Below are 21555 nucleotides of genomic sequence, written 5' to 3' on the forward strand. Positions count from 1 at the left end.
GAACGATACGTCTCAACAAACTGTTGAAGCAAGAGTTTCGAGAGAGAGATTTCGCAATATGGAATCCCGCTGCCTACAGGAGCTGGCGACTGAGCACCGCGTGGCGGTTGACGTCCTTGTACAGCAGGTACCGGAAACGACCGGGCCCTCCGGCGTAGCAGGCCTGCGGGCAGAAGGCACGCAGCCACATGAAGTCACCTGCCTGCACCTCGACCCAGTCGTCGTTGAGCAGATACATCGCCTTGCCCTCGAGGACGTACAGCCCGTGCTCCATGACGTGGGTCTCCGGGAAGGGGATCGCCCCGCCTGGCTGGAAGTTGACGATGTTCACGTGCATGTCGTGACGGATGTCGGTCGGGTCGGCGAAACGCTGCGTGGTCCACGCGCCATTCGTGCCGGGCATCTCGCCCGGGACGACGTCGGACTCGTTGGTGACAAAGGCCTCCGGCGCGTCGATGCCCTCGACAGCCTGGTAGGCCTTGCGGATCCAGTGGAAGGTCGCCGTGTCCGCGCCGCGGTTGTGCAGGGTCCACACCTGCCCCGGCGGGATGAATGCGTAGCCGCCCTCCGCCAGCTCATGGGTGGCCTCGCCGAGGGTCAGGGTCAGGCCGCCTGCCACGACGAACAGCACCCCTTCGGCCCGAGGGTCGAGCTCCGGCTTGTCGGACCCACCGCCGGGCGAGACCTCGACGACGTACTGGGAGAAGGTCTCCGAGAACCCGGACAGTGGTCGGGCGATGACCCACAGCCTGGTCTTGTCCCAGAACGGCAGGAGGCTGGTGACGATGTCGGTCATCGTCCCCCGCGGCAGGACGGCGTAGGCCTCGGTGAACACCGCACGGTCCGTGGTCAGCTGGGTCTGCGGCGGCAGACCTCCGGCGGGGACGGCGTAGTGAGGAGTGGTGGTGGGGGTCGTCGTGTCCCGGGGCGTCGTCATGACTGTCCTCTCGTCAGGAGCCGACCGCGCGGGTCGGCCTCGATGTCGACCGGTATGCCGTGCAGCCAGGTCTGGCGCACCGCCCCGGTGAGCGTGCGGCCGGTATACGCCGACACGGGGTTCTTGTGCCGCAGGGAGGCGACGTCGACGGTGAACGACTCGTCGGGCGCGAACACGACGAGGTCCGCGGTCGCGCCGACGGAGATCCGCCCGCGCTCGAACAGCCCCACCTGGTCGGCCGGTCCCTCGCCCATCCAGCGCACGACGTCGGCGAGTGAGTGTCCTCGCGAGCGCGCCTCGGTCCACACCGCGGGCAGGCCGAGCTGGAGCCCGGCGATGCCACCCCATGCCTCGCCGAAGTCTCCGGAGTCGAACTTCTTGAGGTCCTCGGTGCACGGCGAGTGGTCCGACACGATGGTGCGGATCACGCCGTCCTCGAGACCCGCCCAGAGCCGGTCCTGGTTGTCGTGCTCGCGGATCGGAGGGCAGCACTTGAACTGCGTCGCACCGTCGGGGATCTGCTCCGCGTCGAGCGTGAGGTAGTGCGGGCAGGTCTCGACCGACAGCCGCAGCCCTTCGGCCTGGGCCTTGGCGATCAAGGGGATCGCGTCGGCATCGGACAGGTGGAGGATGTGCGCCCGTCCACCCGTCTCCCGCGTCGCGTCGATCACCTCGGAGATGGCCCGCTCCTCGGCCTCCTTCGGACGCGAACCCAGGAACCCGGCATACCCCTGGCCGTGCGGCGGGGGCGCGGACTCGATGGTCTGCTCGTCCTCGGCGTGCACGATGACGAGCGCGTCGAACGTGGCTGTCTCCGCGAGCGCCTCGCGCAGCTCGGAGGCGGACAGGTGGGGGAACTCGTCGACGCCGGAGTGCAGCAGGAAGCACTTGAAGCCGAACACGCCAGCCTCGTGGAGCGGTCGCAGGTCTGGCAGGTTGCCGGGCACGGCCCCGCCCCAGAAACCCACGTCGACGTAGGACTGGTCGCGGGCCACGGCCCGCTTCTCCTTCAGCGCGGCCACCGTGACCGTTGGCGGGATCGAGTTGAGCGGCATGTCGATGATCGTCGTGACGCCGCCGGCCGCTGCGGCACGGGTGGCGCTCGCGAAGCCCTCCCAGTCGGTGCGACCTGGTTCGTTGACGTGCACGTGGGCGTCGACGAGACCCGGCAGCAGCACCTCGTCGTCTTTCAGCTCGACGACGCGGGCACCGGGCACGTCCGTGTCGTACGGGTCGATGGCCACGATCCGCCCGTCCGCGACCGAGACCGCGACGGCCACCTCGGCCCCGTCGACGACGGCGCGCCTCGCCCGGAGCACCACTTCTGCCGTCACGCCCGACCTCTTCCCGGAGCCGTCCACCGCACTTGCCATGACCGTAATCCCTGCCTCAGCTCGCCGCTGCCGGTGTGGCGGAACGAACCGCGTCCACGACCCTGTTGCGATGGCGGCCGAGCACGCCGCCGTCAACGCAGACGAGGTCCCCGTGACGCAGGTAGGGCTTCGGCTCCGGCTGCCCCATCGCCACCCCCGCAGGGGTGCCGGTGATGACGAGGTCTCCGGGCTCGAGCGTCATGAGGCCGCTGACGTAGCAGAGCAGCTCGGGCACGGAGAAGAGCATGTCGCCGGTCCACCCGTCCTGGCGAGGCGCGTCGTTGACCGACAACCGCAGGCGTACGTCGGCGGGGTCGCCCAGCTCGTCGGGGGTGACCAGCCACGGGCCGACCGGGCAGAACGTGTCGGCCGACTTGCCCTTGGTCCAGGTGCCTCCGCGTTCAAGCTGGAGCGCACGGTCGGAGACGTCGTGGGCCAACACGTAGCCGGCGACGGCCGCGAGGGCTCGGCCAGGGTCGCGCTCGTCCTTCAGCGGCGCCCCTAGGATGACGCCGAGCTCCACCTCGTAGTCGGTGGTGACCGACTGCGGCAGCAGCTGGATGTCATCGGTGGGACCGCAGACCGAGGTCGACGCCTTGAGGAAGACGACAGGCTCGGTGGGCAGTGGCACCCTCGCCTCGGCGGCGTGGTCCCTGTAGTTGAGCCCGATCCCGACGACCTTGCCCGGTCGGGTGAAGGGCGCGCCGAAGCGGGTGGCGTCGCCGTGGAACGGTGCGAGGCAGTCGGCGTCGATGGACGCGAGCCGTCCGAGGAAGGCTCCATCGACCTCGCCCGTGTGCCCGCCCAGGTCGAGCAGGCTGCCATCCGGGGCCACCACGACGGGTCGTTCTGACCCGGGACGCCCGGCCCGCGCCACTCTCATCGGACACCGCACAGGTGCTCGCGCGCGATGCGCGCGCCGAGGCGTTCCAGCAGGGGTCCCGGCGCGTCCAGGGCCTCCTGTCGCGTGCCCGCCTCATCGACCAACGCGTATGCCGCGCAGAGCCCGGCCGCGGCCAGCTCGCCGTGTGTCAAGGTGACCTGCCCCGCCACTGCCACGGCGGCCACGCCCTTGTCGCGCGCCAAGGCGGCCACGGCGGCCGGCGCCTTGCCGTGCAGCGTCTGGGCGTCGAGCGATCCCTCGCCGGTCACGACGAGGTCGGCGGCGCCGACGGCATCAGCCAGGCCGGTGAGCTCGGCGACGACCTGCGCACCGGGCCGGGGCACGGCTCCGAGCACGGCCATCAGGGCGAAGCCCACCCCGCCGGCGGCTCCCGCCCCTGGTCGGTCGCGGTGGTCGTGACCCGTGGCCGCAGCCACGACCGCGGCCCACCTCGACAGGGCGGCGTCGAGGCGCTCGACGTCCTCAGGGCCCGCACCCTTCTGCGGGCCGTAGACGGCAGCAGCGCCGGTGCGACCGGTGAGGGGGTTGTCGACGTCGCAGGCGACCACGAGCTCGGCCTCGGCCAGCGCCGGGTGCAGCTCGCTGAGGTCGAGCGAGACGACATCCTCGAGAGCTCCACCGCCGTCGCGCAACGCGCGTCCGTGGCGGCCGCTCAGGCGCGCACCGAGCCCACCCAGGAGCCCGGCACCGCCATCGGTGCAGGCGCTGCCGCCGATCCCGACGACGATGCGGCGCGCCCCGGCGTCCAGCGCGGCGGCGATGACCTCGCCGGTGCCACGGCTGGTGGCGCCGAGCGCGTCCGACCGGCCCCCGGGCAGCTGGGCCAGCCCGGACACCTGGGCCAGCTCGACCACGGCGTCGGTGCCTCGCCGGGCATAGGACGCGGCGCACGGGACCCCCGTGGGTCCGGTGGCCCGCACCGGCACACGGGTGAACCCGGCAGCAACGGCTGCGTCGAGGGTGCCGTCACCCCCGTCGGCGACGGGGACGACGACCACCTCGACGTCGGGCATCACCGATCGCAGCCCGTTCGAGAGGTGCCCGGCGACCTCGTCGGCCGTCAGGGTGCCCTTGAACTTGTCGGGCGCGAGCAGGACGCGAGGCATCGACAGCCCTAGTCCAGGTTCGCGAAGAGCGCGGTCGGGGCATCGGCGCCGCCTTCGGCCAGCTCCTCGAACTCGGTCACGCTGGCGATCGACAGACCCATGGAGACGTTGGTGACCCGCTCGAGGATGACCTCGACGACGACGGGGACGCGGTACTCCTGCGCCATGCCCTTGGCCTTCTCCAGGGCCGAGTAGATCTCCTCAGGGTCGGTGACGCGGATCGCCTTGCAGCCCAGGCCTTCGACGACCTTGACGTGGTCGACGCCGTAGCCGCCGACCTCGGGACTGTTGATGTTGTCGAACGACAGCTGGACGCAGTAGTCCATGTCGAACCCGCGCTGCGACTGCCGGATCAGGCCGAGGTAGGCGTTGTTCACCAGGACGTGGATGTAGGGGATGTTGAACTGCGCCCCGACCGCAAGCTCCTCGATCATGAACTGGAAGTCGTAGTCGCCGGACAGGGCGACCACGGTCTCGTCCGGGGCTGCCGTCGCCACGCCCAGGGCTGCCGGGACGGTCCAGCCGAGCGGACCCGCCTGGCCGGCGTTGATCCAGTGCCGGTCCTTGTAGACGTGCAGCAGCTGGGCCGCCTGGATCTGGGACAGCCCGATGGTGGAGACGTAGCGGACGTCCTTGCCGAAGGCGCGGTTCATCTCCTGGTAGACCCGCTGCGGCTTGACCGGGGTGGCGTCGAAGTTGGTCTTGCGCAGCATGGTCCTCTTGCGGTCCTGGCAGGACTGCGCCCAGGCGCTGCGGTCGGCGAGCCCAGCGGCACCCTGCCGTTCGCGGGCGACCTCGACGAAGAGCTGGAGCGCGGCCTTGGCATCGGACACGATCCCGTAGTCCGGGGCGAAGACGCGTCCGATCTGGGTCGGCTCGATGTCGACGTGCACGAACGTCCGGCCCTTCGTGTAGGTCTCGACGTCACCGGTGTGCCGGTTGGCCCAGCGGTTGCCGACGCCCAGGACGAAGTCGGACTCGAGCATGGTGGCGTTGCCGTAGCGGTGGCTGGTCTGCAGCCCCACCATCCCGGCGTTGAGCTCGTGGTCGTCGGGGATCGCGCCCCACCCCATCAGGGTGGGAACGACCGGCACCCCGGTCAGCTCGGCGAACTCGACCAGCAGGTCGGCAGCGTCGGCGTTGATGATGCCGCCGCCCGCCACGATCAGCGGGCGTTCGCTGGCGGCCAGCAGGTCGAGCGCCTTCTCGACCTGGGGTCGCGTGGCGGCCGGCTTGTAGGTCGGCAGCGGCTCGTAGGTCTCGACGTCGAACTCGATCTCGGCCATCTGGACGTCGATCGGCAGATCGATCAGGACCGGGCCGGGCCGACCCGAGCGCATCAGGTGGAAGGCCTGCTGGAACGTGCCCGGCACCTGGGCGGGTTCGAGGACGGTGACCGCCATCTTGGTCAGCGGCTTGGCGATCGAGGCGATGTCGACGGCCTGGAAGTCCTCCTTGTGCAGCTTGGCGACGGGCGCCTGGCCGGTGATGCACAGGATCGGGATCGAGTCGGCGCTGGCCGAGTAGAGGCCGGTGATCATGTCGGTGCCTGCGGGGCCGCTGGTGCCGACGCAGACGCCGATGTTGCCGGCCTTGGCGCGGGTGTAACCCTCGGCCATGTGCGAGGCGCCCTCGACGTGGCGGGCGAGCGTGTGGTGCAGGCCGCCGTTGGTCTTCATCGCCTTGTAGAAGGGGTTGATCGCGGCTCCGGGCAGCCCGAAGACGTGGGTCACCCCTTCCTTCTTGAGGATCTCGACGGCCGCTTGGGCCGCTGTCATGCGTGCCATGGGATTGCTCCTGGTCTGGTGGTGCTGGTCTGTGGGTGGGTCAGGGGGTCTGACCGGAGAGGCGCTGGACGCCGCGCAGGAGTGCGGAGTGGTCGAGTCCGCCGTCGCCGTTGGCGCGGGCCGAGGCCATCAACTGGGCGACGAGCCCGCCGAGGGGTACGACCACCCCTGCCTCACGGGCTGCGCTGGTCACGATCCCGAGGTCCTTGTGGTGCAGGTCGATCCGGAACCCCGGCTCGAACGACCTGGTCGTCATGTTGCCGCGCTTCTGGTCGAGCACCTTCGAGCCGGCCAAGCCCCCACCGAGCACGTCGAGCGCAGGACCGAGGTCGACGCCATAGGCCTCGAGGAAGACGACCGCCTCGGCCAGGGCCTGGATGTTCGCGGCGACGATGAGCTGGTTGGCCGCCTTGACCGTCTGCCCTGCGCCGTTGCCTCCGACGTGGACGACTGTCTTGCCGACCGCGTCGAAGAGCGGCTTGGCCTGCTCGAAGTCCTCGGCCGAGCCGCCGACCATGATCGACAGCGCGGCGTTCTTCGCCCCGGCCTCGCCACCCGAGACGGGTGCGTCCAGGAGGCGGAAGCCCTTCTCCTGCGCGGCCTTCGCGAGCTCGACGGTCACGTCCGGGCGGATGCTGGAGAAGTCGATGACCAGCGTGCCCTCCTTCGCGTTGGCGAAGACGCCGTCCTCGCCGAGCAGGACGTCCTGCACGTCGGGGCTGTCGGGCACCATGACCGCGACCACCTGTGCGTCACGGACCGCGTCCGCGATGGAGGCCGCCGCGGCGCCACCGGCGTCGACGAGGGGCTGGGTCTTGTCGGGGTGCAGGTTGTAGCCCGTGACGTCGTGCCCTGCGTCCTGGAGGTGGACGGCCATGGGGCTGCCCATGATGCCGAGTCCGATGAAGGCGATGCTGGTCATGTCGTGCTCCTTGGTGGTGGTGCGGCAGTCGGTCACAGGTCAGTCGTCAGGGGCCACAGCTCAGGGGCTGCGTTCAGGCGCCGCGGCGCTCGCGCGGCAGCCAGCCGAAGCTCTCGGGGGTGGTCGCGGTGGTGGGCTTGTACTCCAGGCCCACCCACCCGGCATACCCACGCGAGGCGAGGGCGCCGAGGTGGCGCTGGAGGTCGAGGTCGCCCGAGCCGGGCTCGCCGCGACCGGGCGCGTCGGCGATCTGCACGTGCGCGGTGCGGTCGGTGTATGCCGCGATGGCTGCGTCGAGGTCGTCGCCGTTGGCCGCGAGGTGGTAGAGGTCGAGCAGGAAGCCGACGTTGCTCGCCCCGGTGGCGCGCACGTCGTCGACGACCGCCACGGCGTCCGCAGCGGTGCGCAGCGGGTAGGGCTTGGGGCCGCTGACCGACTCGACCAGCACGGTCGACCCGATCCGGTCGGCGGCCTTGGCCGCGAAGGCGATCGACTCGCGGCCGAGCTCGTCCTGCTCCTGAGGGGACACGCCCTCGACGCGGTTGCCGAAGAGGGCGTTGAAGGCCGCGACACCCAGCCGCTCGCCGATGCCGACCGTCACGTCGACGTTGTCGCGGAACTGCTGCACGCGGCCCGGGATCGACAGCACTCCGCAGTCGGGCCCGGCCAGGTCGCCCGCGAAGAAGTTGAGCCCGACCAGCTGCACCCCGGCGTCCTGGACGGCGCCGACGAAGGCGTCGACCTCACCGTCGGTGGGCACCGGCTGGTCGGGCCAGGGCCACCAGAACTCGACGGCGTCGAAGCCGGCGGCCTTCGCGGCGGCGGGTCGCTCGAGGAGCGGCAGCTCGGTGAACAGGATCGAGCAGTTCACCTCGTAACGCAGTCCGTGGTCCGTCACGACAATCTCCTTTTTCCGTATTGTGGAATCGGTTTTCCGATGAGTGAGAGGGTAAGTGTCGTCCGAACAGGGCGTCAACCCTGTCGGTCGCCGGTCTCAGCAGGTGGCGGACTCAGCTCCGCCGGAGCTCAGGACCCCCGGTAGGTGGAGTAGCCGAAGGGGTTGAGCAGGACCGGCACGTGGTAGTGCTGGTCGGCATCGGTGATCGTGAAGACCACCACGATCTCGGGGTAGAAGGCCTCGACGCCGCGACCCGCGAAGTAGGAGCCTGAGGCGAACCGGAGCCGATAGTCCCCCCCACCGAGCCGCTCCGGGCCGATGCTGGCGACCCGACCGTCGCCGTCGGTGACGCCGTCGCCGATCACGGCCCCGGCCTGCGCAACCGCGTCGACGGTCTCGAGCACGACGGTGATGCCGGCGGCCGGCCGGCCCAGGCTGGTGTCGAGGACGTGCGTGCTGAGGGTTCCCATCAGGAGGCCACCTGTCGGAGTCGGAGCAGCGCGATCTCGCGCAGCTGGGTCACGGTCTCGTCGCGTTCGGCACCGTCGTCGTTGCCGAGCCGCCGGTCGAGCTCGGCAAGGATCTCCGGCGCCGACCGACCGGCGGCCCGGATGAGGAACACCCGGTCGAAACGCGCCTCGTATGCCGCGTTGCCCTCGGTGAGCGCGCGCGCCACCTCCGCGTCGGCCGGGTCCACCCCTGCCTGCTCCCGCGCACTCGCCGCGGCGTTGTGGTGCGGGCTGGCCGCCCGCTCCCCGATGCGGGGGTGGGCGGCCAGCGCCGCCTCCAGCTCCTCGTCGTCGAGGTGCGTGGCGGCGGCGCTGGCGGTGGCTTCGAGGTCCTGCCACGCGGCATACGGTCGGCCGTCGCGGACGGCCTCGACCCACCGCGGCACCGGGAGGCAGGCGGCCAGCCGCTCCTCCACCTCAGGCGCCGGGAGCGCGTTGAAGTCCTCGATCGTCATCAGCTGTCCACGAACCGGGTGCGGGCGGAGTGGATCGGGTTGGCGTCGGCCACGAGGTCATCAAACCGGTAGCCGGCGATCTTGGCGATCTCGACGAGGGCGGAGGCGTGCTCCTGGGCCTGCGAGTTGTTGAGCCGCTCCCATCCCGTACGCACCACCTGGTCGAACGAGTCGCGGTCACGGACGCAGGTCACGAGGGGGAAGCCGAACCGCTCGCGGTACTGCGAGGTGAGCTCGGCGAGCTCGCCGTGGCCCTTCTCGTCGAGCCGGGTCAGCCCGAGGACGGACTGGTCGCGGAACGAGTCGGGCCCCTCGTCGCCCTCGGCCACGCTGTCGGCGCCGAGGTCCGGGTAGGAGTCGATCAGCTGGCGCTGCTCCTCCCCGTTCGCGGAGAACAACGCCTCCTGGAAGGCACGACGCAGGTCGCTGGTGTCACTGAACGGCCGCGAGTCGAAAGCCCGCTCGACCACCCAGCGCGGGCCCTGGAACAGGCTGCCGAAGGTGTCCGCGAAGTCCTCACGCGACATCTGGTTGACCTCGTTGAGCCGGACCAGCGAGCCGGGAGCGCCCGCGACGGCCGGGCCACGGCTCGAACCCACGTGGTGGAAGAGGAAGTTCAGGACGATGGCGGTGATCGAGCCGAGCGTGATGCCCGACCCCAGGATGATCTGGGCCCAGTGCGGCACCGCCTTGGCCACATCGGGCTGCGCGGTGACGTACATCGCCAGGCCGACTGCCGTCGCGACGATGACGACGTTGCGGTGGTCGTGGAAGTCGACTCGCGACAGGGTCTGGAAGCCCACGACCGCGACGGTGGCGAACATCGCCAGGGCTGCGCCGCCGAGCACCGGGTGCGGGATGCCCGCGACGATGGCGCCGGCCTTGGGGATCAGCCCGATGAGGACCATGATCGCCCCCGCGGTGGCGACGACGTAGCGGCTCTTGACCCTGGTCAGCCGCACCAGCCCGACGTTCTCCGCGAAGCAGGTGTAGGGGAAGGAGTTGAAGACCCCGCCGATGGTGGTGGCCAGGCCGTCGGCCCGCAGAGCCCGCGCGATGTCCTCCTTGCCGACCCGCTTCTCGACGATCTCGCCGGTGGCGAATACGTCACCGGTCGTCTCCACCGCCGTGATGAGCATGACGACGATCATCGAGACGATCGCTGCCACCGAGAACCTCGGCCAGCCGAAGTGGAACGGCGTCGTGACCCCGACCCACCCTGCCCCCGAGACCGAGTCGAAGTGCGCGTCACCGAGGACCCAGGCCACGAGGGTGCCGACGACCAGGCCGATGAGGACCGCAACCGTGGCCATGAATCCCTTGAAGATCCGCTGGATCGCGACGATCAGGGCCAGGGTCCCGAGCGCGTAGGCCAGGTTGCGGCCACTGTCCGGGTGCAGCGTCGGCCCCGCGCCACCGGCGGCGTCGGCCGCGGCAACGGGCAGCAGCGCCAGGCCGATGATCGTGATCACCGACCCGGTGACCACCGGCGGGAAGTAGCGGATCAGCCGGCTGAAGTAGGGCGCCAGGAAGAACGTGAACAGCCCGGCGACGATCACGGCGCCGTAGATGACGAGGAGCCCGTCGGTGCCACCTCCGGCCGCCATGCCGATGGCGATCATCGGGGAGACGGCGGTGAACGTGACCCCTTGCAGCAGAGGCAGTTTCACGCCGACCTTCCAGAAGCCGACCGACTGGATGATCGAGGCGATGCCGCAGGTGAAGAGGTCCGCGTTGATGAGGTGGATGAGCTCCGGCGTGGTGAGCCCGATGGCGTTGGCCAGCAGGATCGGCACGATCACCGCGCCGGCGTAGAAGGCCAGCACGTGTTGGAAGCCGTAGATCGCGAGCTTCGGGACGGGCAGGACCTCGTCGACCGGGTGGCGGGAGGCGCGCTGGGACTGGGGTGTTGCGGTGGCTGCACTCATGACAGGCACCTTTCTGTGCAGGGGGACGACGAAGGATGGGCCGAGCCCGGGTCGAACCGGTTCAGCAGAAGCCGGGCACGGTGAGCCAGGCGTCGCCGGCGTCCGAGCCGTTCTCGCGCTGGACCGTGGCCTCGATCAGCCCGTACGGACGGTCGGCGGCGATGAACACCTCACCCGGGTTGTCCAGGCCGAACGGGGCGAGGTCAACTAGGAAGTGGTGCTTGTTGGGGGCGGAGAACTTGATCTCCGCGACCTCGGGATGAGCGGCCAGCACGGCCGAGCCCATCGCGTAGAGGCTCTCCTGCAGCGCGCGGCTGTAGGTCGTCGCGAACGTCTCGAGGAGCAGGGACCTCACGTCGTCGAACGACTTGTTCCAGTCGACGCCCTCTGTGGTCTCGTAGCGCCAGCGCGCCACGAGCGAGGTCGCGAGGATGCGGTCGTCGGTCTCCTGCAAGGTCGTGTACTCGTCCTTGAGGTAGCCCTTGAACTCCGAGCCGGTCGACTTGAGGACCACGAGGTCCTTGACGCCGGAGACGACCCAGGCGCGGGGCTGGGCCCTGCTGCGGTCGCGGGTGACGACGGTGGTGCGTACCTCGCCGCCGCGCTTGACGAACGCGTGGTCGTGGCCGGTGCCGCCGACCTCGATGCGGTCCCAGGCGTACTCCTCGACCTCGATCCGGCTGGCGGTCGCGGCGGGCGTGACGTCGAGGAAGCGCTGGCCGAGGGTGAGCGCGTAGTCCTCAGGGGAGGTGACGCCGTGCTCCTTGGCGAAGGCGAACGCGGTGTTCTTCTGCGTGTCGGTGGGTAGCACGTTGGCCTGGTCACCGGTCGTGTGCGCCTCGGTGAAGTCGCCGCGGAGGGCGGTCGACACGTTGAGGTCGCGGATCTCGTGGCGGGCGGTGTCGCGGTAGACGCGGACGACGCGGTTCTCCGCCTTGCCGTACTGGTTGGGTCCGAGGACGAAGCTCATGGTGCTCCTTGCGGTGCCGGTCGACCCTGGCGGGGTCGGCGTGGGCTCGGCGTGGGTGGCGCTGATGGCTTCCCGAGCGATTCGAAGATCTTCCGAATGGTGGAAACCCGTTTACGAATGATGGAACGATAAGCGGGTGGATGTGATCAAGTCAACAGTTTGTTGAATAGTTTCGCCGTGCGAGCGCCGAACGGTCGGCGGGCGTGAGCGGCCCCAGGGGCGGCGACGCGGCCGGGTATGCCGGGCCAGCTACGCCGGGTCAGCCGGCGGGCTGGGCGGCGTCGCGGATGCGGTTGAGGTAGTTGTAGACGGTGAAGCGGGTCAGACCGAGGGCCTCCCCCACCGTCTCCGCACTGCGGCGCATCTCGAACGCACCGCGCTCCTCGAGCAGGCGCACCGCGTGCTGCTTCTCGGCCCTCGGCAAGGTCGCAAGAGGGCCCCCGAGCTCGCGCTCGACGTCGGCAATGAGGCGAGACAGCCCGTCCGTGAGGTCGGTGGCGGAGCCCCCGGCAGGGGCCGACTGGGCGGCCGCGTCGACGTCCCCGAGCGTGAGGGTCACCCGGGTCGCGCCGTGCGAGAGCGCTTCCTTGAGGGCCGCCGCCACGGCGTCGACGACCGTGTCGGAGTCACCTTCGACGGACGTGCCGAGCGGGCCCAGGTCGGGTGACAACCCGGCATGCCGGAGCGCGTCGGCAGACGCCGTGACGTGGGCGGGCAGGTTGTCGTCCTCACCGTGGAACGGCTCGGTCGTGAACTCCACCCGCACGCGCATGCGGCCAACCTACCCGCGTGACCGCCGCGGCTCTGCCGCTAGGCAGCCACCCGCTTGGCGAGGCGGTCGATGGCAGGGCGGTCCAGGCCGGTCAGAGCCTGCACCTCCTGCTCGTCCGTGGCGCCGCAGTCGAGGCCACGCACCACGAAGTCCGCGAGGGCGCGGGCCGTCGCCGGCTCGTCCATGACTCCGGAGTCGACCTGCCCGACATAGTTGCGCAGTCGCTCGGCTGCCGCGGGGAGGCCCTCGCGGAAGAAGGCGTACGTGGCCGCGTACCGGCTGGGCAGCTGGGCGGGGTGCAGGTCCCAGCCCTGGTAGAAACCGCGCTCGAGCGAACGCCGTACGAGGCGGGCGTGCAGCGCCCAGGCGCGGTGCACCGCGTCGCGCTCGCCGACGGGAAGGATGTTGGTGGACCCGTCCGACAGCCGCACCCCGGTCCCGGCAGCCGCCACCTGCATGACCGCCTTCGCGTGGTCCGCGGCCGGGTGCTCCATCGACTGGTATGCCGCGGCGATGCCCGTCGATGCCGAGTAGTCGTAGGTGCCGTAGTGCAGGCCCGTGCAACGCCCTGCGGACGCATGGACCATCCGCGCCACCAGCGCCGTGCCGTCCGGGCCGAGGATCGACTGGGGTGTCTCGACCTGGATCTCGAACCGAAGCGAACCCGGCTCGAGGCCCACCCCGCGCTCGACCGCCTCAGCGGCGTGCACCATCGCCTCCACCTGGTCGACGGAGGTGACCTTGGGCAGGGTCACCACGAAGCCGTCGGGCACCGTCCCAGCCCCCCGGGCGACGGCCTCGACGAACCGGGCGAGGGTACGCACGCCTCGGGTCCGGGTGGGCGCCTCGAAGCTCTTGAAGCGGATCCCGTTGAACGGTGCGGCAGTTCGCCCCTCGATGGATGTGAGCAGGTCGGCTGCGGCCGTCGTGATCGCGGCGTCCTCCGCGTCGTCCCCGGGTGCACCGTAGCCGTCCTCGAAGTCGATGCGCAGGTCCTCGATCGGCTCGGTGGCGAGCTTGGCCCGCACCCGCGCGACCACGTCCTCGGCGAGGTCGGCGGGCAGGCCGAGCAGCGCGGCATACTCCTGCGCCGTGCCGCCGTGCTCGTCGAGGGAGGCGAGCGCCCGCGCACCCCACGAGGGCGCCAGCTCCGCGTCGTAGCGGTCGGCTGGGACGTAGACGGTGTGGACCGGCTGGCGCGTCGGACGCTCACCCGGGAACTGTTGCGCGAGAGCGGAATCGGCCTCGCGCAGGCGATCGTCGAGCTCACGCGTGAGGTCGGTGGGGTCGAAGGCCATGGTTCAGCCCCTCCGCTCGGTGCCAGCGGCGGAGCGGACGGCGGCAGCCACGGCGGGGGACACCTCTGGGTCGAACACGCTCGGCACGATGTAGCTTGCGTTCAGCTCGTCGGGGTGCACGCAGTCGGCGATGGCCGAGGCGGCGGCGATCATCATCTCGTCCGTGATGTCGCGAGCCCCGGCGTCCAGCAGCCCGCGGAAGAAGCCCGGGAACGCCAGCACGTTGTTGATCTGGTTGGCGTAGTCGGATCGTCCGGTGGCGACGACGGCCGCGTGGTGGCTCGCCGCGACCGGGTCGACCTCGGGGTCGGGGTTGGCCATCGCGAAGACGATCGCGTCCTTGGCCATCGACGCGATGTCGTCGCCGTCCAGCAGGTTCGGCGCCGAGACGCCGATGAAGACGTCTGCCCCGCGCACGACCTCCTTGAGCGTGCCGGTCGTGCGAGAAGGGTTGGTGTTGCGGGCGATCCAGCCCCGGAACTCGTCGGCGTGCTCGGCTTCCGGGTCGAGCGCACCCCGCCGGTCGCACCCGATGATGTCGGTGGCGCCCTGGGCGTCGAGGAGCCGGACGATGGCGTGGCCGGCGGCCCCCACCCCCGACACCACGATCCGCACGTCCTCCAGCTTCTTGTCCACCACGCGCAACGCGTTGCGCAGAGCGGCGAGGGTGACGATGGCGGTGCCGTGCTGGTCGTCGTGGAAGACCGGGATGTCGAGCTCGTCCCGCAGCCGCTGCTCGATCTCGAAGCAGCGTGGCGCCGAGATGTCCTCCAGGTTCACCCCGCCGTAGACCGGGGCGATCGCCTTGACGATGCTGATGATCTGCTCGGTGTCCTGGGTGTCGAGGCAGACCGGCCAGGCGTCGACGCCGGCGAACTGCTTGAACAGCGCAGCCTTGCCCTCCATGACGGGCAGCGCCGCGGCTGGGCCGATGTTGCCGAGGCCGAGGACGGCGGAGCCGTCGGTCACGACCGCCACGGTGTTGCGCTTGATGGTGAGGCGCCGGGCGTCGTCAGGGTTCTCGGCGATGGCCAGGCAGACGCGGGCCACCCCGGGGGTGTAGGCGCGGGACAGGTCGTCGCGGTGCTTGAGCGGCACCTTGGGCACGACCTCGAGCTTGCCGCCGAGGTGGAGCAGGAAGGTGCGGTCGCTGACCTTGCGCACCGCGACCCCCGGGACCGCAGCGATGGCTGCGGTGATCCGGTCCGCATGGTCGGCGTCGGAGGCGTTGCAGGTCACGTCCACCACCAGCTTGTCGCCGTGGGACTCCACGACGTCGAGGGCCGTGAGGGCCCCGCCCGCCGACGCCACGGCAGCGGCGACGACTCCCGTGGTGTCGATGGCGGCGGGCGCCTCGGCGCGGACGGTGATGGAGTACCCGGGGCTCGGTGCAGACATCGTCGGCCTCATTCTTCCACGATACGGACTTCACTTTCTGTTCAACGGAACTCTAGGGGGCGTGATCGCTCGAGACAAGGCCGCCCAGCCGAGCGACTGCACGAGCGTCCGACGAGCGGCCGCGCGAGCGACCGCTCGAGGGACTGCACCTAGGCTCTCGCCCATGGCGACCAAGCGTGTCTCTGTCGTGATTGCCAGCACCCGCCCCCACCGCATCGGCCACCGCGTCGCCCAGTGGGTGCTCGAGGCGGTCCCGCCGGAGTTCGAGGTCACCGTGCACGACCTGCGCGAGCTGGCACTGCCTTTCCTCGACGAGCCGGGCCAGCCCGCCGACGGCGACTACGTCCACGACCACACCCGCCGCTGGTCCGCGGCGATGCAGGCCACGGACGCCCTCGTGCTCGTCATGCCGGAGTACAACCGCGGCTACAACGCGGCGCTCAAGAACGCCATCGACTTCCTCTACGCCGAGTGGGAGGGCCTCCCCGTGGGGTGCGTCGGCTATGGCTGGCACGGCGCGAGCTTCGCGAAGTCGGCCCTGCGCCAGACCCTCGAGAGGGTGAAGATGACGGTCGTGGACGGCCCCGGGCTGGCCTTCGGCACGACGCTCAGCCAGGAGGGCGAGGTGACGGCCGACGAGGCGCAGGAGCAGTCCCTCGCCGACATGTTCGCCGAGCTGCTGGCCAGGGCGCGCCGGTAGAATGGCTTCCTGGTGTGCCGGGAAGTCTGGTCGGCGGCGTCTGCGGACGTCTGACCCGCCGTCGACCCCGAAAGGCCCCGCGTGAGCCCCCGCTCCCCGAGCCGCTTGAGCCCCCTGAACCCGCTGCGCCCCCGCCTCTTCGCCCGCACCACGTGGCAGGAGGCGCAGCGCGTCGCCGCGGCGCTGCGCACCGAGACCGTCGGGGGCGCCCTCCTGTTGGCCGCGGCCGTCGCCGCGATGGCCTGGGCCAACTCGCCGTGGTTCGCCTCCTACGCCTCGCTGCGTGACTGGCCCTCGGGGCCCGCGTCGTGGCACCTGCGCCTCACCCTCGGACAGTGGGCCGCCGACGGACTGCTCGCGCTGTTCTTCTTCGTGGCCGGCCTTGAGCTCAAGCGTGAGTTCCTCGTCGGCGAGCTGCGCACCCCAGCCAAGGCAGCGCTGCCGGTGGCCGCCGCCCTGTGCGGGGTCGCCCTGCCCGCACTCGGATATGCCGTGGTCGTCACCACCGCGGGCGCGGGTGGCGGGGCGTTGCGGGGCTGGGCGATCCCGACGGCGACGGACATCGCCTTCGCCCTCGCGGTGCTCGCCGTGATCGGGACCCACCTGCCCTCGGCGCTGCGCAGCTTCCTGCTGACGCTGGCCGTCGTCGACGACGTCGTGGCGATCACGATCATCGCGGTCTTCTACACCAGGAGCCTCGACCTCGGCCTGTTCGCGGCAGCGCTGGTGCCGCTCGCTGCGTTCGCCTGGCTGGTGCAGCGACGGATCGCCGCGTGGTGGCTGCTGGTGCCGCTGGCCGCCCTGACGTGGGGGCTGGTGCACGCGTCCGGCGTCCACGCCACGGTGGCGGGGGTGCTGCTGGGGCTGGTCGTCCCCGTCAGGCCCCGCCGTCGCGCCACTCGGCTGAGCAGCCTTCGCGGGCACGTCGACAGGCACGTCGACAGGCACGTCGACCTGGCCGAGCGGTTCGAGCACCGGTTGCGTCCCCTGTCGGCTGGCGTGGCCGTGCCGGTGTTCGCGTTCTTCGCGGCAGGGGTGCGCGTGGTGGGTGGCGGGTTCGGTGACACCCTCGCCGACGAGGCCGCCCTCGCGGTGGTGCTCGCACTGGTCCTCGGCAAGCTGGTGGGGGTCTTCGGCGGCACCTGGGTGTTCGCGCGCTTCACCAGGGCCGAGCTGGACGACGACCTCGCCTGGTGGGATGTCGCGGGGCTGTCGCTCCTGGCCGGGATCGGGTTCACCGTCTCGCTGCTCGTGGGTGAGCTCGCGTTCGGCGCGGGCAGCCCCCGGGACGAGCACGTGAAGCTCGCGGTCCTGCTGGGTTCGGTGATCGCCGCCACCCTCGCCACGATCGTGCTGCGAGCCCGGAACCGCGTCTACCGCCGCCTCGCAGAGCTCGAGTCCCGCGACGACGACGGGGACGGCGTCCCCGACTGCTTCGCGGTCACGGATGTGGAGCCAGGACGACGCCGTTAGGGTTGGGAGCCGAACCCCGGACTTCAGGAAGCGAAGGTGAACGCGCATGGCCAACCACGTCGACAACCAGACGGGCGCGCAGGTGGGCACCGAACGCACCATCGGGCAGCTCGTCGCCGATGCCACCCACGACGTCTCCACGATCGTCCGCAGCGAGATCGCGCTCGCCAAGGCCGAGATCACGGCGGACGCCAAGAAGGCAGCGGCGGGCGCGGGGATGTTCGCGGCGGCCGGCTTCGTCGCGTTGCTGGGCCTCATCTTCTTCTTCCACACCGTTGCCGCCGTCATCTCCATCTGGCTGCCGGAGTGGGCCGGCTACCTCATCACCACGGGGCTGCTGTTCGTCGTCGCCCTGGTCCTCGCACTCGTCGGCCGCAAGAGCATGAAGGGCATGCGGGGCAAGCCCGAGCGCACGATCAAGAACGCGCAGGAGACGCTGAGCACGCTCAAGTCCGGTTCCTGAACCGGATCCGCACACCCAGCCGATCGGCATACGAAACCATGAGTCTCGACGCCTCGATGGCCCTCGTCGAGGGCCCGTGGGAGCACCGGTTCGTCGCCGCGAACGGCGCTCGGTTCCACGTGGCGGAGCAGGGTGAGGGACCGGTAGTCCTTCTGCTGCACGGGTTTCCGCAGTTCTGGTGGGCCTGGCGGCACCAGCTGCAGGCGCTCGCGGATGCCGGCTACCGGGCCTGCGCGATGGACCTGCGCGGCTATGGCGCGTCCGACAAACCACCGCGGGGCTACGACACCCGCACGTCGGCCACCGACGTCGCCTCGGTCCTGCGCTCGCTCGGCGCCTCGCGCGCGGTCGTCGTCGGCCACGGGTGGGGCGGTTGGATCGCCTGGAGCATGCCGACGCTGCAGCCGACAGTCACCCGCGCGATCGCCTCGCTGTCGATGCCGCACCCGCTGGTCTTCCGCAGGGCGTCGTTCGTCAACCCCCGCCAGGTCAGGGCCAATGCCTACCTCGGCGGCTTGCAACGGCCGTTCGTCCCGGAGCGGCAGATGACCGTGCACGGCGGGTACGTCCAGCGGCTGCTGCGTGAGTGGGCCTCGCCCGAGGGGATCTGGCCCTCCCCCGAGGAGGCCCGGACGTATGCCGACGCCATGGCGCTGCCGTTCGTGGCCCACTCGGCCGCCGAGTACTACCGGTGGGTCGTGCGCAGCCAGATCCGACCCGACGGCTGGCGGTTCGCGGCACGCATGCGGACGACCATCAGCCTGCCGGTGCTCCAGCTCCACGGCGAGCACGACGCAGCGGTGCTGCCCGACACGTCCAGCGACTCGGCGGACTTCGTCACCGGGCCGTTCGAGCGCCACCTGGTGCCGGGCGCTGGTCACTTCCTGCCCGAAGAAGCGCCAGACGCGGTGAACGAGCACCTCATCGCCTGGCTCGCCACGCTGCGCTGACCCGGCCAGGCCCCTCAGCCCTCCGACGAGCCGAGGGGTGGTCCGCCGAGGAGTCAGCCGGCGACGCAGGCGCCGGTGTCGACCGGCGTGGACGCGCCTGACGCGGCAGCGAGCACGGGTCGAGCCTCGTCCATGGTCAGCGCATACCCGGTGCTGGCGTCGTCCAGCGACTTCGCGAACACCACCCCGACGACCCGCCCGTCGGTCGAGAGCAGCGGACCACCGGAGTTGCCGGGTCGGATCTGGGCGTACAGCGAGTAGACCTGCCGACTGGTGCCCGGACTGCCATAGATGTCCGAACCACGGGCATCGACGATCTCGCGGACGCGGGCCGCGTCGAGCCGGTACGGCCCGTCGAGCGGGAAACCGGCCACGACCCCAGCGTCCCCGCGGGACAGGTCCGGGCCCAGGCGCAGCGGCTCCGCGGGAAGCCCGGGCACGGAGAGCACGGCGAGGTCACGCCGGGCGTCGAAGATGACGACGCGACCGGTGTAGGAGCGCCCCGTGCCGTGGATGCGCAGGGTCGCCGTGTCCATGCCGGCGACGACGTGGGCGTTGGTCACGACCCGCTCGGGGGCGACGACCCAGCCGCTGCCCTCCTGTCCACGGTTGCAGGACGCCGCGACGCCGGTGATCTTGATGACGGAGGCCGCCGCCTGACGGACACCCGCCGTCTCGACCACGGACGGGTCCGGGGGGGCGACGGGCGCGATCCGCTCGCTCTGGAGCCCGTCGAAGACCCGCGGGAACCCCTCACGGTCGAGCACCTCACGGAACGACGCGAAGAGCCTCGAGGTACCCGGAGGCACCACGTTGTCGATGGTGCGCAGCACCCGGGACTCACCGATGGCCTTGGCGATGGGTGCCGGGGCGCCACCGCGGAGCGCGCCCGCGATGAACCAGACGAGGACAGCGGCCGACAGGACGACAGCCACTGCGCCGGCCGTGGCGTCGAACCACTGGACCGGCTTGATCTTGAGCTGCGACCGGAGCCTGCGGCCGACCGTGACGGCCAGGGCCTGGCCTGCCGAGGCGAGGATGAAGACTCCCGCGATGAGCACGACCGAGCGCAGCAGTGGCGAGGCCTGGAGCTCGGCCCAGTGCCCGATGGCCAACGGGAGCAGCCACATGGCGAGCGCTCCGCCGATGAAGAACCCGGCGAGCGACAGGACGCTGACCACCAGCCCTTGCCGGAACCCCGTGAAGCCGTAGCTGATGAAAAGCAGGATGAGGAGGTAGTCCAGGACGGTGAGTCCGAGGAACATCAGGCCCGGCCTTCCGTCGCGGTCTTGGTCAGGGCGTCCTGTGGCCCGCCCGGACGATAGCGGTCGGGGAGTGGACGCTCAACGCTACGGTCCCACGGAACGGTCAATCCGCCGAAATCGAGGACCGCCGACAGCAGTCCCGCGGTGAACCCCCACACGAACAGGCCGTCGAACTCGAACCCCGGACCGCGGTACCCGCTGGGGTGCGACACGGTGAACCGGGCGGCCGGATCCAGCAGGTCGGCGAGCGGTGCGCGGACCGCGCGGTGCACCTCGACCGGGTCCACGGCGTCCAGCGGCCCGGGCTCGCGCCACCACCCGAGCACCGGGGTGACGACGAACTGCCGGGGGCTGAGGTAGATGTCCGGCAGGGTCGCGACGACGTCGATGGTCGCCGGGTCGATCCCCACCTCCTCCTGCGTCTCGCGCAGGGCGGCCGCCGCGGCGGAGGTGTCCGACGGCTCCCGCTTGCCGCCGGGGAAGGAGATGTCGCCGGGCTGGGTGCGCAGAGTGTGCGCCCGCTCGGTCAGCACGACGTCCTCGCCGGACCCGGCGGAGCCGCCGACCGACGTGCCGCCGGACCCGCCGGCCGACCCGGCAGAGGGACCGAACAGGATCATCACGCTGGAGCGCTGCCCACCCTCCGGCGGTGGCGCGAACGTCGCGAAGTACCCCTGGTCGGCGGCGAGGATCGCGTCGCGGGCACGGTCCAGCCACGCAGGTCGGGCGGCGGTCACGAGAGGGCCACCTCGTTCGCGGCCAGCGCCGAGGCGGCATACGGGTTGGTCGCGCCGGGAGCGAGCTCGAACTTGAGCAGCTTGTCGGCCTTGACCGGGTCGGTCTCCCCGATGCCGTACGAAGGACAGAGCCGCGCGACCGGGCAGGCTCCGCAGGCGGGCTTCTTGGCGTGGCAGGTGCGACGGCCGTGGAAGATCAGGACGTGCGACAGCATCGTCCACTCCTTGCGCGGGATCAGCGCCCCGACCGCCGTCTCGACCTTGACCGGATCGTCCTCGGCGGTCCAGCCGAAGCGGCGCACCAGCCTGCCGAAGTGGGTGTCGACGGTGATGCCCGGGATGCCGAACGCGTTGCCGAGCACGACGTTGGCGGTCTTGCGTCCCACACCGGGCAGCGTCACCAGGTCCTTCATCCGCGGCGGCACCTCCCCGTCGAAGCGCTCGACGAGGTCTGCGCCGAGCTTCATCACCGAGTTCGTCTTGGCACGGAAGAACCCGGTGGGCTTGAGCAGGGCCTCCATCTCCTCGCGGTCGGCACCGGCGAGCGCTGCCGCGTCGGGGTAGCGAGCGAAGAGCTGGGGCGTCACCTTGTTGACCATCACGTCGGTGGTCTGGGCCGACAGGACCGTCGCCACGAGGAGCTGCAGGGGACTCTCGAAGTCGAGCTCGCAGTGGGCGTAGGGGTAGTGCTCGTGCAGCATCCGGTACAT

The 21555-nt window shown here is 70.8% G+C and carries 21 protein-coding genes; 4 read left to right on the plus strand and 17 right to left on the minus strand.

The window, feature by feature from the left end; all coding sequences use genetic code 11:
* Positions 1-73: 73 nt before the first annotated feature.
* The 14 genes from BJ986_RS05480 to BJ986_RS05545 all read right to left on the minus strand — a co-directional run bounded on the left by BJ986_RS05480 (position 74) and on the right by BJ986_RS05545 (position 15257).
* Entirely contained in the window at positions 74-937 is an 864-nt protein-coding gene (locus tag BJ986_RS05480) for a bifunctional allantoicase/(S)-ureidoglycine aminohydrolase (RefSeq protein WP_179421075.1), read from the minus strand.
* Entirely contained in the window at positions 934-2310 is a 1377-nt protein-coding gene (allB, locus tag BJ986_RS05485; protein WP_179421076.1) for an allantoinase AllB, read from the minus strand. The genes BJ986_RS05480 and allB overlap by 4 nt, the downstream gene beginning before the upstream one ends.
* A 16-nt stretch (positions 2311-2326) precedes the next feature.
* On the minus strand, positions 2327-3148 hold the full coding sequence (locus BJ986_RS05490; protein WP_337794881.1) for a fumarylacetoacetate hydrolase family protein: 822 nt from the start codon (positions 3146-3148) through the stop codon (positions 2327-2329).
* A 41-nt stretch (positions 3149-3189) separates the two neighbouring features.
* Positions 3190-4320, minus strand: coding sequence for a glycerate kinase (locus BJ986_RS05495; RefSeq protein WP_179421078.1), 1131 nt, complete (start codon positions 4318-4320; stop codon positions 3190-3192).
* 8 nt (positions 4321-4328) lie between these two features.
* The gene (gene gcl / locus BJ986_RS05500) at positions 4329-6107 is read right to left on the minus strand and encodes a glyoxylate carboligase (protein ID WP_179421079.1); all 1779 of its coding nucleotides are present in this window, start codon (positions 6105-6107) and stop codon (positions 4329-4331) included.
* A gap of 40 nt (positions 6108-6147) precedes the next feature.
* On the minus strand, positions 6148-7065 hold the full coding sequence (locus BJ986_RS05505) for a 2-hydroxy-3-oxopropionate reductase (protein ID WP_337794883.1): 918 nt from the start codon (positions 7063-7065) through the stop codon (positions 6148-6150).
* A gap of 37 nt (positions 7066-7102) precedes the next feature.
* On the minus strand, positions 7103-7912 hold the full coding sequence (locus BJ986_RS05510) for a hydroxypyruvate isomerase family protein (RefSeq protein WP_202881458.1): 810 nt from the start codon (positions 7910-7912) through the stop codon (positions 7103-7105).
* Positions 7913-8055: 143 nt separating this feature from the next.
* On the minus strand, positions 8056-8397 hold the full coding sequence (uraH, locus tag BJ986_RS05515; protein ID WP_179421082.1) for a hydroxyisourate hydrolase: 342 nt from the start codon (positions 8395-8397) through the stop codon (positions 8056-8058).
* Positions 8397-8891: a 2-oxo-4-hydroxy-4-carboxy-5-ureidoimidazoline decarboxylase gene (uraD, locus tag BJ986_RS05520; RefSeq protein WP_179421083.1), complete on the minus strand. Its 495-nt coding sequence runs from the start codon at positions 8889-8891 to the stop codon at positions 8397-8399. Before uraD (BJ986_RS05520) ends, uraH begins: the two co-directional genes overlap by 1 nt.
* Positions 8891-10819 (minus strand): 2-oxo-4-hydroxy-4-carboxy-5-ureidoimidazoline decarboxylase, encoded by a 1929-nt coding sequence (gene uraD / locus BJ986_RS05525; RefSeq protein WP_179421084.1) that lies wholly within the window; start codon positions 10817-10819, stop codon positions 8891-8893. The genes uraD (BJ986_RS05520) and uraD (BJ986_RS05525) overlap by 1 nt, the downstream gene beginning before the upstream one ends.
* A 61-nt stretch (positions 10820-10880) precedes the next feature.
* Positions 10881-11789 (minus strand): factor-independent urate hydroxylase, encoded by a 909-nt coding sequence (gene pucL, locus BJ986_RS05530; protein WP_179421085.1) that lies wholly within the window; start codon positions 11787-11789, stop codon positions 10881-10883.
* A 259-nt stretch (positions 11790-12048) separates the two neighbouring features.
* Positions 12049-12561, minus strand: a complete 513-nt coding sequence (locus BJ986_RS05535; RefSeq protein WP_179421086.1) for a helix-turn-helix domain-containing protein — start codon at positions 12559-12561, stop codon at positions 12049-12051.
* 38 nt (positions 12562-12599) lie between these two features.
* Positions 12600-13859, minus strand: a complete 1260-nt coding sequence (locus BJ986_RS05540) for a DUF6986 family protein (RefSeq protein ID WP_179421087.1) — start codon at positions 13857-13859, stop codon at positions 12600-12602.
* Positions 13860-13862: 3 nt separating this feature from the next.
* Positions 13863-15257, minus strand: coding sequence for an NAD-dependent malic enzyme (locus BJ986_RS05545; protein WP_179421088.1), 1395 nt, complete (start codon positions 15255-15257; stop codon positions 13863-13865).
* A gap of 163 nt (positions 15258-15420) precedes the next feature.
* On the opposite strand from BJ986_RS05545, the gene BJ986_RS05550 reads away from it, so the two are divergent.
* From BJ986_RS05550 to BJ986_RS05565, 4 genes are all read left to right on the plus strand, one after another.
* Complete coding sequence (locus BJ986_RS05550; protein WP_179421089.1) at positions 15421-15957, plus strand: NADPH-dependent FMN reductase; 537 nt, start codon at positions 15421-15423, stop codon at positions 15955-15957.
* Between the two features lie 114 nt (positions 15958-16071).
* Positions 16072-17430, plus strand: a complete 1359-nt coding sequence (gene nhaA, locus BJ986_RS05555) for a Na+/H+ antiporter NhaA (RefSeq protein WP_202881459.1) — start codon at positions 16072-16074, stop codon at positions 17428-17430.
* Between the two features lie 46 nt (positions 17431-17476).
* A complete protein-coding gene (locus BJ986_RS05560) occupies positions 17477-17893 on the plus strand; it encodes a phage holin family protein (RefSeq protein ID WP_179421090.1) in 417 nt (138 codons plus the stop codon).
* A gap of 38 nt (positions 17894-17931) precedes the next feature.
* A complete protein-coding gene (locus BJ986_RS05565; RefSeq protein ID WP_179421091.1) occupies positions 17932-18843 on the plus strand; it encodes an alpha/beta fold hydrolase in 912 nt (303 codons plus the stop codon).
* A 53-nt stretch (positions 18844-18896) separates the two neighbouring features.
* On the opposite strand, the gene BJ986_RS05570 is transcribed toward BJ986_RS05565, so the two are convergent.
* From BJ986_RS05570 to nth, 3 genes are read right to left on the minus strand one after another with little or no spacing between them, the layout of a single operon-like run.
* Positions 18897-20108: a MarP family serine protease gene (locus tag BJ986_RS05570; RefSeq protein WP_179421092.1), complete on the minus strand. Its 1212-nt coding sequence runs from the start codon at positions 20106-20108 to the stop codon at positions 18897-18899.
* The gene (locus BJ986_RS05575) at positions 20108-20845 is read right to left on the minus strand and encodes an NUDIX hydrolase (RefSeq protein WP_337794887.1); all 738 of its coding nucleotides are present in this window, start codon (positions 20843-20845) and stop codon (positions 20108-20110) included. Before BJ986_RS05575 ends, BJ986_RS05570 begins: the two co-directional genes overlap by 1 nt.
* Positions 20842-21555, minus strand: coding sequence for an endonuclease III (nth, locus tag BJ986_RS05580; RefSeq protein ID WP_179423525.1), 714 nt, complete (start codon positions 21553-21555; stop codon positions 20842-20844). Before nth ends, BJ986_RS05575 begins: the two co-directional genes overlap by 4 nt.

The organism is Pedococcus badiiscoriae, from assembly GCF_013408925.1.
Classification (GTDB): domain Bacteria; phylum Actinomycetota; class Actinomycetes; order Actinomycetales; family Dermatophilaceae; genus Pedococcus; species Pedococcus badiiscoriae.